The sequence below is a fragment of the Sutcliffiella halmapala genome (genome assembly GCF_050107295.1).
In the GTDB taxonomy this organism is placed as follows: Bacteria; Bacillota; Bacilli; order Bacillales; family Bacillaceae_I; genus Sutcliffiella_A; species Sutcliffiella_A halmapala_A.
Window position 1 is genome coordinate 121,854 of record NZ_JBNIKR010000010.1, and the last position, 14,124, is coordinate 135,977.

The 14,124-nt window shown below is 40.5% G+C and carries 13 protein-coding genes and 1 other annotated feature; of the genes, 11 read left to right on the plus strand and 2 right to left on the minus strand.

What is annotated here, in order from left to right:
- Positions 1 to 2 precede the first annotated feature (2 nt).
- From ACQCT5_RS16780 to ACQCT5_RS16805, 6 genes are all read left to right on the plus strand, one after another.
- The gene (locus ACQCT5_RS16780) at positions 3 to 1,028 is read left to right on the plus strand and encodes an ABC transporter ATP-binding protein (RefSeq protein ID WP_499643329.1); all 1,026 of its coding nucleotides are present in this window, start codon (positions 3 to 5) and stop codon (positions 1,026 to 1,028) included.
- Positions 1,029 to 1,139: 111 nt separating this feature from the next.
- Positions 1,140 to 2,825, plus strand: a complete 1,686-nt coding sequence (locus tag ACQCT5_RS16785; protein ID WP_499643331.1) for a peptide-binding protein — start codon at positions 1,140 to 1,142, stop codon at positions 2,823 to 2,825.
- A gap of 159 nt (positions 2,826 to 2,984) precedes the next feature.
- The gene (locus tag ACQCT5_RS16790; RefSeq protein ID WP_499643333.1) at positions 2,985 to 3,935 is read left to right on the plus strand and encodes an ABC transporter permease; all 951 of its coding nucleotides are present in this window, start codon (positions 2,985 to 2,987) and stop codon (positions 3,933 to 3,935) included.
- Positions 3,936 to 3,949: 14 nt separating this feature from the next.
- Positions 3,950 to 4,864 carry an oligopeptide ABC transporter permease gene (gene opp4C, locus ACQCT5_RS16795; protein ID WP_499643335.1) on the plus strand — a complete coding sequence of 305 codons (915 nt, stop codon included), beginning with the start codon at positions 3,950 to 3,952 and terminating at the stop codon, positions 4,862 to 4,864.
- Between the two features lie 177 nt (positions 4,865 to 5,041).
- Positions 5,042 to 5,269, plus strand: coding sequence for a YuzI family membrane protein (locus ACQCT5_RS16800; protein WP_499643466.1), 228 nt, complete (start codon positions 5,042 to 5,044; stop codon positions 5,267 to 5,269).
- Between the two features lie 95 nt (positions 5,270 to 5,364).
- A complete protein-coding gene (locus ACQCT5_RS16805) occupies positions 5,365 to 6,114 on the plus strand; it encodes a YjbA family protein (protein WP_499643337.1) in 750 nt (249 codons plus the stop codon).
- A gap of 60 nt (positions 6,115 to 6,174) precedes the next feature.
- On the opposite strand, the gene trpS is transcribed toward ACQCT5_RS16805, so the two are convergent.
- Both trpS and ACQCT5_RS16815 read right to left on the minus strand, forming a co-directional pair.
- Positions 6,175 to 7,167, minus strand: a complete 993-nt coding sequence (gene trpS / locus ACQCT5_RS16810; protein WP_499643339.1) for a tryptophan--tRNA ligase — start codon at positions 7,165 to 7,167, stop codon at positions 6,175 to 6,177.
- 61 nt (positions 7,168 to 7,228) lie between these two features.
- Positions 7,229 to 7,446: a binding site (T-box leader), on the minus strand.
- A gap of 41 nt (positions 7,447 to 7,487) precedes the next feature.
- On the minus strand, positions 7,488 to 7,865 hold the full coding sequence (locus ACQCT5_RS16815; protein ID WP_499643341.1) for a DUF3899 domain-containing protein: 378 nt from the start codon (positions 7,863 to 7,865) through the stop codon (positions 7,488 to 7,490).
- 330 nt (positions 7,866 to 8,195) lie between these two features.
- Between ACQCT5_RS16815 and ACQCT5_RS16820 the strand changes: the two genes are divergently transcribed.
- The 5 genes from ACQCT5_RS16820 (at position 8,196) to ACQCT5_RS16840 (ending at position 14,021) form a co-directional block, all read left to right on the plus strand.
- The gene (locus tag ACQCT5_RS16820) at positions 8,196 to 9,890 is read left to right on the plus strand and encodes a peptide ABC transporter substrate-binding protein (RefSeq protein ID WP_499643343.1); all 1,695 of its coding nucleotides are present in this window, start codon (positions 8,196 to 8,198) and stop codon (positions 9,888 to 9,890) included.
- Between the two features lie 154 nt (positions 9,891 to 10,044).
- Positions 10,045 to 10,974, plus strand: coding sequence for an oligopeptide ABC transporter permease (gene opp3b / locus ACQCT5_RS16825; RefSeq protein ID WP_499643345.1), 930 nt, complete (start codon positions 10,045 to 10,047; stop codon positions 10,972 to 10,974).
- A complete protein-coding gene (gene opp3C, locus ACQCT5_RS16830) occupies positions 10,974 to 11,981 on the plus strand; it encodes an oligopeptide ABC transporter permease (RefSeq protein ID WP_499643347.1) in 1,008 nt (335 codons plus the stop codon). The genes opp3b and opp3C overlap by 1 nt, the downstream gene beginning before the upstream one ends.
- A 22-nt stretch (positions 11,982 to 12,003) precedes the next feature.
- Entirely contained in the window at positions 12,004 to 13,071 is a 1,068-nt protein-coding gene (locus ACQCT5_RS16835) for an ABC transporter ATP-binding protein (RefSeq protein ID WP_499643349.1), read from the plus strand.
- A 2-nt stretch (positions 13,072 to 13,073) separates the two neighbouring features.
- A complete protein-coding gene (locus ACQCT5_RS16840; RefSeq protein WP_499643351.1) occupies positions 13,074 to 14,021 on the plus strand; it encodes an ABC transporter ATP-binding protein in 948 nt (315 codons plus the stop codon).
- The last annotated feature ends 103 nt before the right edge of the window (positions 14,022 to 14,124 follow it).

Here is a 14,124-nt window from a genome sequence, read left to right on the forward strand (position 1 = left end):
GCATGATTTCAACAGATGCGCAAAATACCAATACATTACAGACAGACAGCTCTTCCGACTACCTTCTTGAAGTAAGAGGCCTTAAGAAGTACTTTCCGATCAAAGCAGGCTTGCTGCAGCGAAACGTTGGAAACGTAAAAGCGGTGGATGACATCAACCTGTTCATTAAAAAAGGCGAAACGCTTGGTATCGTAGGCGAATCGGGCTGTGGTAAATCCACTGCCGGACGAACACTTATCCGCCTTTATGAACCTACTGAAGGGGAAATAATCTTCAAGGGCCGCGACATTGCGAAAATGAGTGAGAGCGAGCTAAGAAAGACGGTAAGACGTGATATCCAGATGGTTTTCCAAGATCCATTCGCAACGCTGAATCCAAGGAAAACACTACGCTCGATTTTAAAAGAACCTTACAACACGCATAATCTTTTCACTAAGAAAGAGCGAGAAGAGAAAGTACAGGAACTGCTTGAAAAAGTAGGACTTGATCCTTCTTATATCAACCGATATCCACATGAATTCTCGGGTGGACAGCGTCAGCGTATCGGGATTGCAAGAGCATTGGCGTTGAACCCGGAACTGATCATTGCAGATGAAGCAGTATCAGCATTGGATGTTTCAATACAAGCCCAGATCATCAACCTTATGCAGGATCTGCAAAAGGAAATGGGATTATCCTACATATTCATCTCCCATGACTTGAGTGTCGTTCGACATATTAGTGATAGGGTTGGGGTTATGTATCTAGGGAAAATGATGGAGCTTGCAAGCAAAAACGACTTGTACAACGAGCCGTTGCATCCATATACACAAGCCTTGCTATCAGCTGTACCTTCCACACGTCGCAAAGGTCAGGTGAAGCGAGAGCGCATCGTATTGAAGGGTGAGCTACCAAGTCCGGCAAATCCGCCGACAGGCTGTGTCTTCCATACACGCTGCCCGGCAGCAATGGAATCCTGCAAACAGATCATTCCTGAATTCAAAGAAGTAAAACCAAATCATTTTGTTGCTTGTCACCTATACGAATAGGTGACAGGTTATCAAATATATACCCATTGAAAGGGGGAGATAATCAAGATAGGCTAACATTCTTTACCTTTCATTTTCAGAACATTTAAAAATTTCAAGGGGGAGTTAAACGTGAAGCAAAAGTCATTATTACTTATCGCTTTAACATTGGTGCTTTCATTGTTCTTGGCTGCTTGTTCTTCCAATAACACTGGAACTAACAATGCGACAAACAACAATAACAATGCAGCAGCAAACAACAACAACAATTCTGGGGATAAAGAGGAAGAGCCAGCAAGTGACGAGCCTGTAGCAGGTGGAGACCTTGTAATCGGATCTTCTGGTAACCCTACTCTATTCAACACTCTTTACTCTGCAGATACTGCATCTTCTGCTATCGAAGGTTTCGTTTACGATTCTCTAGTTGGCGGAAACACTGAATTTGAACCTGAATTAGCAATGGCTGCGAGCTGGGAGCCTTCTGAAGATGGTCTAGTTCACACAATCAAGTTAAGAGATGATTTGAAATTCCATGACGGTGAAGCTGTAACAGCTGAAGACGTTAAGTTCACATTCGAAATTCCTTTAAGCGAAGACTATGATGGTCCTCGTGCAAGCTCTTTCGAAAAGATCGAATCCGTTGAAATCGTTGACGATCTAACAGTTAAGTTCACTTTAAGCGCTGTAGCTCCTGATTTCCACATCACTTTAAGCTATGGTATCTTACCACAGCACATCCTTGGTGACGTTCCTGTTGCTGAAATGGGTGAGCATGAGTTCAACAGAGCTCCTATCGGTTCTGGTCCATTCAAATTTGTTGAGTGGGTTGATGGACAATATGTAAAGGTTGAAGCGTTTGATGACTACTACTTAGGTCGTCCTTACCTTGATACACTTACTTACAAAATCGTAACTGACGGTGACCAATTGTTAACTCAATTAAGCACTGGTGATGTTCAATTCACAACTGTTCCTTCTACTGACCTAGAAACAGTTAAAGAATGGGAAGGTCAAGGGAAATTGAAGATCGAATCAGGTCTTGCTCTTTCTTACACTTACTTAGGATACAACCTACGTAACCCATTATTCCAAGACGTGTCTGTACGTCAAGCTTTAACTCATGCAATCGACAGAGAAACTATCGTATCTTCTGTAATGAACGGTGACGGAGAAGTAGCTCACTTCCCTGAGTCTCCACTTAGCTGGGCATATGATGATTCCGAAACGCCTAAATTCGAGTACGATCCTGAAAAAGCTAAAGAAATGCTAGCTGCTGCTGGATGGAAAGCTGGTTCTGACGGAATCCTTGAAAAAGACGGACAAAAATTCTCATTTGAATTAAAAACGAACCAAGGTAACAAAGTTCGTGAAGATATCGCGGTTGTTGTTCAACAACAATTGAAAGAAGTTGGAATCGAAGTTAAGCCAAACATCATGGAATGGTCTGCATTCTTAGCGGATGTTAACCCTCCTGCATGGAAATTCGACGCTATCATCCTTGGATGGAGCTTAGGAACTGATCCAGATCCATCTGGTATCTTCCACTCTAAAGAAATTGAAGAAGGATTGAACTTCATCAACTACTCTAACCCAGAAGCTGATGAGCTTATGGACAAAAACTTAAGCACTATGGATCAAGAAGAGCGTAAAGGCTATATCGTTGAAGTTAACAACATTATCGCTGAGGAGCAACCATACACGTTCTTGTACTATCCAAACGTACACCGTGCGATGCCTGCTAACTTAGAAGGTTATACTTTCCACGCGAAGTCTGACTTCTACAAGATCAATGAATGGTGGCTAAAACCTGCTAACTAATAGTTACAGGTAGTATTGGAGGGGAGGGAGCAATCCCTTTCCTCTTTTCATGAATTTGACAGTAATATCAGAGTTTGCCGGATGGATATCTCTGATAATCATATAATCCCTGACACGTTTAACTCCGCTTAAAGTAAAGACAGAAAAGGAGAATCAGCTATGATCTCATACATTATCCGCCGTTCTTTAATGGCTATTCCCTTGCTTATCGGTATCACGATATTATCCTTCGCCATTATCCAGATGGCACCAGGCGGCCCATCTTCCCTGATGATGGACCCAAATATAAGTAAAGAGGATTTGGCAAAGTTTGAAGAGCGTTATGGATTGAATGATCCAGTACATGAACAGTACATCAAATGGGTAACCAACATGGCCCAGGGTGATTTCGGAACATCCTTGATCAAACGTGGTGTCCCTGTAAGTGAAATGATTATGAACCGACTACCTAACACATTGCTGCTGATGATTGTTTCCACTGTTCTGGCAGTGATTATCGCAGTACCATTTGGAGTAATATCCGCTAGAAAACGATATTCATTAACAGACTATGGAGTCACTGTCACATCCTTCATCGGGTTGGCTACTCCAAACTTCTGGGTAGGTCTGATCCTTATCATGGTATTTGCTGTTCAATTAGGATGGCTGCCAACAGGTGGCGTTGCTACTTTGAATGCCGACTTCAGCATCATGGACCGTATCAAGCACTTGATCATGCCGGCATTTGTACTTGCCAGTGCGGATATGGCTGGTCTTACCCGTTATACTCGTTCCAGTATGATTGAGGTATTAAGCCAGGACTACATGCGTACAGCACGTGCAAAAGGTCTTAAAGAGCAGAAAGTTGTGTACAAGCATGGATTAAGAAACGGGTTAATTCCTGTTATCACGATTTTTGGACTTATGCTTCCTTCGTTTATTGGTGGGGCAGCAATTACAGAAAGAATTTTCAACTGGCCTGGAATTGGTTTGTTATTTATCGAATCCGCCTTCCAACGTGATTATCCTGTCATCATGGCCTTAACAGTAATTTCAGCGGTCTTAGTAGTTATCGGCAACCTGATTGCAGATATTCTCTACGCAGTCTTTGACCCGAGAATCGAATACTAGGAGGGGGAACATCGATGCAAACTCAAACATCGCCTCAAAACAATACAAACTTATCGTTAGACCCCAATTTAAAAGCTAAACCGGACACATTGACGAAAATCATGTTCCGCAAGTTTATGAAGAATAAATTGGCTGTCATTGGAGCTGTTATTTTAGGTATCATCATGTTCGGTGCACTATTCGCACCATGGCTTACAGCACATTCGTATGAGGAACAGAATTTGCTGAACAAGCTGCAGTCACCTGGTGGTGAGCATTGGCTGGGTACCGATCGCTTTGGTCGTGACGTATTCGCGAGAATGCTTTATGGTGCAAGAATTTCATTATTAGTAGGTTTTGCATCTGTTATAGGTGCAATTTCCATCGGAACAGTTGTTGGTGCTGTTGCAGGTTATTTTGGAGGATTAATCGATTCTATCCTTATGAGACTAGTAGATATAATCCTATCCATTCCATCCCTTTTCCTGCTGATCACGCTTGTAACGATCTTTGATCCAGGTATCGATAAATTGATCATGATCTTTGCTTTGACTGGCTGGACAAGTACAGCTAGACTAGTACGTGGAGAATTCCTGTCACTAAGATCCCGGGAATTTGTTCTGGCTTCCAAAACAATTGGTACTCGAAGCTACAAAATCATCTTTGCACATATTCTGCCGAATGCACTAGGCCCAATTATCGTATCTGCAACACTCGCGGTTGGTGGTGTTATTCTTGCAGAGTCTGCATTGAGTTATTTAGGATTGGGTATTCAGCCACCAACACCAAGTTGGGGGAACATGCTACAGGATGCACAGAACTTTACGATCATGCTTAAGCACTGGTGGTATCCGTTATTCCCAGGTTTAGCGATTTTATTGACAGTATTGAGCTTCAACTTTATCGGTGACGGCCTTCGTGATGCGCTCGATCCAAGGATTAACGAATAAAGAAAAGTCAAGATGAACTCTTGACTTTTCTTTTTTTTTGCAAAATATCGGAATGATTCGCCTGTTTTAATAGGAAAGTGTCATCATCCCTATACCCAAACATAAACTAGTAGTACAAGAATGGACAAGGAGTTCGTTTAAAATGAAATATGACGATTTTTCAATGAGTGACGGATGATGATAAGAGGCTTTTTCTTTTTATGTGGTTTTGGTATGGCAGTTTCCGGAGGGATCAGTATTCTGGCCTATTTGAATCTATTTGCCACAGGCAGCAGTATAATGGAGTTTCTTCAGTTTATACTTTTACGTCCAGAATGCTATCTGCTTCCAGCGGGAATAGGAACTGTAACCTGGACACTCTTTGCGTTGCAAAAGAACAGGCCTACATTCAGAGAAAAAGACTGAAATGGAAAAATAAATGGCTTATATGGAATAATTTTGCACCTCTCTGCCCATACTGTTTGATAAATAAAGAGTAGATGTGAAGTGAGGGGTATGATATGTTGTATCTTCATGACGTATGGGTAAATTGGTTTGAAGGAGAAGAAAACGGATATAATGTTTGCCATTTTCACGAATGGAGAAAAGACGATAGTGTGGAGCTATTAGATCAGGTTCCATTACTAAAAGTAGAGTCTGTTCTATTCAACTACATTGAAAACGACCTCCAAGAACTGCCTCCATCTTTACTAGAAGAGATTTTTCAAAAAAGCTATATCAGGAAAAATCATGAGCGGATTCAGTTAGATTATTGTTTTGTTGTAACAGATGGCAAAGGGATTTTAGCTGTGGACACAATCGGATATAACATTCCGATCAGAAAAAGCAGATTGATTCCTAGACAGGAACAATTAGTATATGACATGGTGGAAAGCCACGATTATTCAGTGTTTGCCTTCTCGACTAGCACCAAAACAGAGAAGGACTATCATATTTTATCGCCATCACCGGAAATTATGAACGGTTTGACCCGCAAGGAAAGACAATTAAAACAGTTGTTATTTATGGCGCTTGATCAGTTAAGGTCGACGAGCAATGTTGCGGAAGTCCGCTACTGGTATACAGAGTGGAATCCATTGCACTATCGGGAGATTCAAAGAATGTCATTTGAAGAAGTCTGGACACAATTATTTGAAGAGACCAGGGATGGATGGTCCTTGAAGCATCAGCTGTTCTGTGAATCATTAGTAAAAGGACAACCATTCTTTGAAAAGCTGTGGGAACTGGAGCAGCACCCAAAAGTGAATTAATTGTTTCCGAGGGAATAAAAAAAGAGTAGAAGGTGCATGATCACCTCCTACTCTTTTTGTTTATCTTCTTTTCTTTCTACCTAATCCCATTGCATTTTCTATTTTTGCTAAAGTTTTCATGGCGACACGGTTTGCTCTCTCCGCACCTTCATCAAGGATGATATCCAATTTATCGGATTCTATTAAGTCATAGTACCTTGTTTGAATTGGCTCCAATGCGTTTACTACCACTTCAGCAAGGTCACCCTTGAACTCGCCATATCCTTTTCCTTCATAATAAGTTTCCAGTTCCTCGATGGATTTATTACCAAGGATAGAATAAATGGATAAGAGGTTGGAAACACCTGGTTTGTTTTCCTTATCAAATTTTACAATTCCTTCAGAATCCGTCACTGCACTCTTAATCTTCTTTTCCATTTGTTTTGGTGTATCAAGCAAGGAAATGAATGATTTTTGGTTAGGGTCTGATTTGCTCATTTTTCTTGTTGGCTCTGTTAATGACATGATGCGAGCGCCGACTTTAGGGATTTTCACTTCAGGAATGGTTAAAATTTCACGGTACTTCTTATTGAACCTTTCAGCAAGGTCACGAGTCAATTCAAGATGCTGCTTCTGATCCTCCCCTACAGGCACAAGGTCCGTGTTATAGAGTAGAATATCCGCTGCCATCAATGGTGGATATGTTAGTAGACCTGCAGTTACAGCCTCTTTACCAGCGGATTTATCCTTGAATTGAGTCATGCGCTCCAACTCACCGATGTATGCAACACATTGCATCATCCAGCCCAATTGTGCATGTGCAGGGACTTCCGATTGGATGAATAATGTCGCTTTCTCTGGATCAAGTCCAATCGCAACATACAGGGCAGCGAGTTTTCGAATGCTTTTTCTAAGTTCGGTCGGATCTTGATGAACTGTGATCGCATGCTGATCTACAATGCAGAAATAACTGTTATATTCATCCTGTAATTCAATGAATTGCTTCATTGCCCCGATGTAATTTCCTAATGTAACGTTGCCGCTCGGCTGTATGCCGGAAAAAATTGTCTTCATATTGACTCCTCCAATATTAAATTAGTTAAAAATCCATACAAAAAGGCCCATTCATCCCCAAAAAAGGGACGAATGGACCGTGGTACCACCCTTATTATTTCATGCAAGAAATTGCAGAAATCACTTGACCCTGTAACGTAAGGTGACGTCTTCGCCTACTCATTTCTTTTCAGCTAGATGCTCGAAAGTCCATTCCTGAACGTTAGTTGTTTGTTCCCACCATCCACAAACTCTCTAAAAACTAACCTGATCAGTACTACTCTTTTTCATTGCATTTTGTAATAAATTGTACTTTATTATAGCTTAGTTACTGGTAAATATCAACTATTATAAAAGACAAATAAGCTTAAAAGCATACAAGCAAAAAGAGTAGAAGCACCGATAGCCATCGGAAAAATGTTAATAGGATCAAGTAACTCGGATGGATTTCTCATCTCGGTTGCAAGGTCTACTTCCATTTGCTTATCAGCCTGTTTAGTAGCAAAGATTTTTCTAAATCCATAAGAAATTCCATCAAAAAAACCTTTTTGAGTGACTAGGATGAGCAATGAAAAAAAAAGGGTGATTCCCGAAAAGAAAAACGAAGAATTAATAAATACAAGTAAAGAGAAAGTACCATAATAGAAATATCCTGCACATAAGGTTAATGACAAAAGAACCAAAAAGTAGATGGCGGCGGATTTTAATGTCTTATTCATAATTCCTCCTAATTAAGTTGCTAAATTGTATTGTAAAGAAATGAATAGAATATGACAAATTTAAAGAGACTATAAAAGAGATAAGATGTAAAAACACATTGTAAAATTAATGAAATGTTTGTAAAGAAATTGCAATAAAACGCACAAGATTTACTTATTTTTTATAGGTCTAAAGAACTATTTTTGTAATGATAATAGTTGAAAAATCAGTATTTTGTAAAATTGTTGTTAAAATAATGAATGCACAATGTTTAGAAAACTTGTATAATAAAAATCGTTACCTCGAATTACTCACAAAATTCGACACATTTCTTATGGGGGGTCAAGTAAATGAAAAAGTCAAAATTTTTACTTCTTTTAGCGCTTTCACTTGTACTTAGTGTATTTTTAGCTGCTTGTGGCGGCGGAAACAATGCACAGAACAATAATGGAAAAGGTGAAGGACAACCACCTGCTGGTGAAGGTGAAGCAACTGGACCACAAGTACTTAATGTTTTAGACTCTGCTGAAATTCCTACAATGGATACTGTTAAAGGAACAGATGCAGTAGCTTTCAACGTAATGAACAACGTTTTTGAAGGTCTTTATAGACTTAGCGAAAATGATGAAGTAGTTGAAGGTATCGCAAAAGAACATAAAGCAAGCGAAGATGGACTTGTTTACACTTTTACTCTACGTGAAGATGCAGTTTGGTCCAATGGCGACCCTGTAACTGCTAAAGATTTCGTATACGGATGGCAGCGTGCTGTAGATCCGACAGTTGGATCCGAGTATGGACCATACATGATGAATGGCAAAATCAAGAACGCTGAAAAAGTATCTGCTGGGGAACTTCCTTTAGAAGAGCTTGGCGTTAAAGCGGTTGATGACTACACTCTTGAGGTAACATTAGAGCAACCTGTTGCTTATTTCGAATCTTTAATGACATTCCCAACTTTCTTCCCGCAACACCAAGGTTTCGTTGAGGAGCAAGGTGAAAACTACGCTCTTGAAGCAGAAAACCTAGTGTACAACGGACCATTTGTATTATCCAAATGGGAGCATGAAGTAGGCTGGACAATGACGAAGAACGATAAGTATTGGGATAAAGACACTGTAAAATTAGATGAAATCAATGTAAAAGTAGTTAAAGAAGTATCCACTGGGGTTAACCTTTATACTGCTAAACAAATTGATATCTCACCAGGTTTAACTTCTGAGTTTGTTGAGCTATACAAAGAAGATCCAAACTTGATTCAATACCTAGAGCCAACAATTTTCTGGTTTAAGATGAACCAAACAAAAAATGAAGCTTTAGCTAACTTGAACATCCGTAAAGCACTTGCTATGGCTTTCAATAAAGAAGATCTTGCAAAAGTTGTATTGAACAACGGTTCCGTACCTGCTAACTTCTCTGTACCAGTTGAATTCGTTCAACACCCTGAAAGCGGAGATGACTTCCGTGATAAATTCGGCGACTTCAACAAATTCGATGCTGAAAAAGCAAAAGAATTCTGGGAAAAAGGTCTTGAAGAGTTAGGAACAGATGCAGTTACAATCGAAATTCTTGGTGGAGACACTGAAACAGCGAAAAACATGCAACAATACCTTCAAAACCAATTTGAAACGAACCTTCCAGGTTTAACAATCAAATTGAAAGAAGTACCATTTGCACAACGTCTAGATCTAGATTCTGCGATGGACTATGACATGCAATTAGCTGGTTGGGGTCCTGACTACCTAGATGCAATTTCTTTCGCAAACCTTTGGATCACTGATGGTGGAAACAATAAAATGGGTTACTCCAACCCTGAGTATGACAAGCTTTTAAATGATGTAATGACTACTTATGCGAACGATCCTGTAAAACGCTTCGAAGCTATGCAAGAAGCTGAGCGCATCCTTCTTGAAGAAGATGCTGCGATTGCACCGATCTACCAACGTGGTACTACAAGATTATGGCAGCCATACGTGCAAAACGTATACAAACATAACTTTGGTCCAGACTTCAGCTACAAGTGGGCTTACATTACTGGAAAAGAATAATAAAGCTATTTCAGTATAAAATTATTGCTTCCAAACTTCAGAAAAAGAGAGTATATTGAAATATATACTCTCTTTTTCCCTGTAAACAAATTGTCGAATTATAGGGAAAATTACAGACAGTTTGACTATTCACACTTTTTTAGGAGGTGCAAAAATGACTAAGTATTTATTGCAGCGTATTCTCTATATGATCATCACCTTATTTTTAATCGCTTCATTTACATTCTTCTTGATGAAACTAATGCCAGGTACTCCGTTTACCATGCAGGAGAAAATGTCAGAGGCCCAAAAGGCAATCCTTTATGCTAAATACGGTCTTGATGATCCTGTCCCAGTGCAATATGCAAAATATATTCTAAGTCTAGCACAAGGGGATCTTGGTATTTCCTTTCAATATGACAATAGAAGTGTTACCGATCTAATCATGCAGCGTATCGGACCTTCTGCACAACTAGGTTTCCAGGCCATGCTGGTTGGAACAATCATTGGTATCTTCCTTGGTGTGGTTGCGGCGTTAAGGCAAAACACATGGGTGGATTATGGTTCTACAGTTTTGGCGGTATTGGGAAAATCTATTCCTTCTTTCGTTTTTGCAGGATTATTGCAATATTATATTGCTGTAAAATTAGGATGGTTCCCGGTGGCCTTTTGGAATGGCTGGGAATATACCGTACTCCCTACAATTGCACTCTCCATGTTCCCGATTGCGATAGCTGCACGCTTCATGCGTACAGAAATGATCGAGGTCTTGGGATCGGACTATATAACGCTTGCAAGAGCAAAAGGTGCATCTTCTTTTGATATCGCATTCAAACATGCTTTGCGAAATGCACTCATTCCAGTGGTAACCGTACTTGGGCCACTTGCAGTAAGTTTAATGACAGGTACGCTAGTAATCGAAAAAATATTTGCAGTACCAGGATTAGGGGAACAGTTCGTACGATCCATTACTACGAACGATTACCCGGTTATCATGGGAACCACTCTTTTCTTTGCTGCACTATTCATTTTGATTGTACTGATTGTTGATATCCTTTATGGAGTCATCGATCCGCGTATCCGTTTGGCAGGAGGTAAAAAATAATGAACAACAATTATGAAAAACTTCCTAAAGAGCTATTTGAACCAGCAAAGCAAGATCCAAATAGAGGCGAGAAAATCTCGAAACCAAGTTTAACCTATTGGCAAACTGGGTGGTTGAGATTAAAGAAAAATAAAGCCGCAATTGTTGGTGTATTCATTCTTTTCTTAATCACGTTCCTAGCGATCTTTGGTCCATTTATGAATAGCCATGGATTCAATGATCAGGATCTCATGAGAGCCAATCTACCGGCTAAGATGCCTGGAATTGAAAACCTTGGGATTATGGATGGGACTAGAAATGGTGTAGACATTTATGAACAACGTGGTGTCACGGACTATTTCTGGTTCGGAACAGATGGTTTAGGTCGCGATTTATGGACCAGAATTTGGGAAGGTACCCGGGTTTCTGTCTTTATCGCTTTATTGGCAGCACTGATTGACATGGTTATCGGGGTTGCATATGGTGGTATTTCCGCTTATTATGGCGGCCGCGTCGATAATATCATGCAGCGTATCATTGAAGTATTGATTGGTATTCCTAACCTTGTAATCGTAATACTGATGATACTGGTCATGGAACGAGGCATGCTGGCCATCATCATCGCCCTCACCATAACCGGTTGGGTCGGAATGGCCCGGGTAGTCCGGGGACAAGTATTAAAGCTAAAAGGCCAAGAGTTCGTTTTGGCTTCGAGGACACTCGGTTCATCTGATAGAAAAATTATTACAAAGCACTTACTGCCAAACGTAGTAGGCGTAATTATCATAAACACAATGTTCACCATTCCAAGTGCAATTTTCTTTGAAGCATTCCTAAGCTTCATCGGTTTGGGGCTGCAGCCTCCAATGGCTTCCCTTGGTACGTTGATTGAAGATGGATATAAATCATTACAGATCTTCCCACACATCATGATCTATCCTGCAATAATCATCAGTTTGCTGATGATTGCGTTCAACCTTGTTGCAGACGGTATGCGTGATGCATTAGACCCTAAAATGAAGGACTAGTATAAAGGCAGGTGAAATGAACATGGAAAAAATACTTGAAGTAAAGAACTTACACGTTTCATTTGATACATTCGGTGGGGAAGTCAAAGCAATTCGTGGCGTTAACTTTGATTTGAAAAAAGGGGAGACGCTAGCGATTGTTGGGGAGTCCGGTTCTGGTAAATCGGTTACAACGAAGACGATTATGCGACTTTTGCCAAAAAACAACTCCCATATCAAAAATGGGGAGATTCTGTTTGACGGAAAAGACCTTTCAAAGCTTTCAGAAAAAGCCATGCAAGGGATCCGTGGTAAAGATATCTCGATGATCTTCCAAGACCCGATGACTTCACTTAACCCTACGATGACTGTTGGAAAACAAATCATGGAGGGAATTATCAAGCACCAGAAACTAAGCAAAAGTGCAGCAAAAGAAAAAGCGATCGACCTATTACGTTTAGTAGGAATTCCGATGCCCGAAGAACGCTTTAAGCAATATCCGCACCAATTCTCCGGTGGGATGAGACAGAGGGTTGTTATTGCAATATCACTTGCATGCAACCCGAAAGTATTGATTGCCGATGAGCCGACAACTGCACTGGATGTAACCATACAGGCACAGATTCTTGACTTGATGAAGGATCTTCAGCAAAAGATTGAAACATCCATCATCTTTATCACACATGATTTAGGTGTTGTAGCTAACGTAGCAGATCGAGTTGCTGTAATGTATGGCGGTCAGATTATAGAAATGGGGACAGTGGATGAAATTTTCTACAATCCACAACATCCTTATACTTGGGGTTTGTTGAGCTCCATGCCTGATCTGGAGCTTGGAGATGAGGCAGATCTTTATGCTATTCCAGGAACTCCTCCAGATCTTACAGACCCTCCAGTAGGAGATGCATTTGCGGCACGTAACGAATTTGCCATGCAGATCGATTTGGAAATGGAGCCTCCAATGTTCCAGATTTCAAAAACTCACTTTGCAAAAACATGGTTATTGCATGAAGACGCGCCAAAGGTTGAACCGCCACTTGCTGTTCAAAAACGCAGACGCCACATGCCTAACAATTTCGATAAGCCTGTTATGATAAAGGACGGTGAATGACAATGGCCACTAGTGAAAAATTATTGGAAATCCGTAATTTGAAGCAGTATTTCAATGAAGGAAAACCTAATATGGTCCGCGCTGTGGATGGATTGAATTTCGATATCTTCCGTGGTGAAACACTTGGTCTTGTAGGGGAATCCGGTTGTGGTAAATCTACAACTGGCCGCACGATCATCCGCCTTTATGATGCTACAGATGGTGAAGTATTGTTTGAGGGCGAAAATGTCCACGGCAAGAAATCCAAAAAAGAACTGTTGAAGTTCAACCGTAAAATGCAGATGATCTTCCAGGATCCTTATGCTTCATTGAATCCAAGAATGACGATTGCTGATGTTATCGCAGAAGGCATCGACATCCATGGACTTGCTAAGAACAAAAAGGAACGCATGCAAAAAGTTTACGATCTTCTGGAAACAGTAGGACTGAACAAAGATCACGCTGGTCGTTATCCTCATGAATTCAGTGGTGGACAGCGCCAACGTATCGGTATAGCCAGAGCATTGGCTGTAGAGCCTGAGTTCATCATTGCAGATGAACCTATTTCTGCACTTGACGTTTCCATTCAGGCACAAGTTGTCAACCTGATGAAAAAGCTGCAAAAGGAAAAAGGATTAACGTACCTTTTCATCGCCCATGACTTGTCGATGGTAAAATATATCAGTGACAGAATCGGTGTAATGTATTTTGGGAAAATCGTCGAGCTTGCTGATAGCAATGAGCTATACAACAACCCGATCCACCCATACACCAGGTCTCTATTATCGGCTATCCCACAACCGGATCCAGATTCTGAGCGCACACGTAAGCGTTTTGCATACGACCCTAAAGCACACGGATATGGTGAAAACGAGGAACTTGAGCTTCGTGAAGTGAAGCCAGGTCATTTCGTATTATGTTCTGAGGCAGAGTTCAAGAAGTATCAGGCAGAATACGCTGTTGTTAAATAAATCGAATTTCGTAACCGGTCCATTTTATGGATCGGTTATTTTTTTGTGGATAATCAATTAATATAAGTTCGTCATCCCTAATAAAATATACAGAAATAAAAAT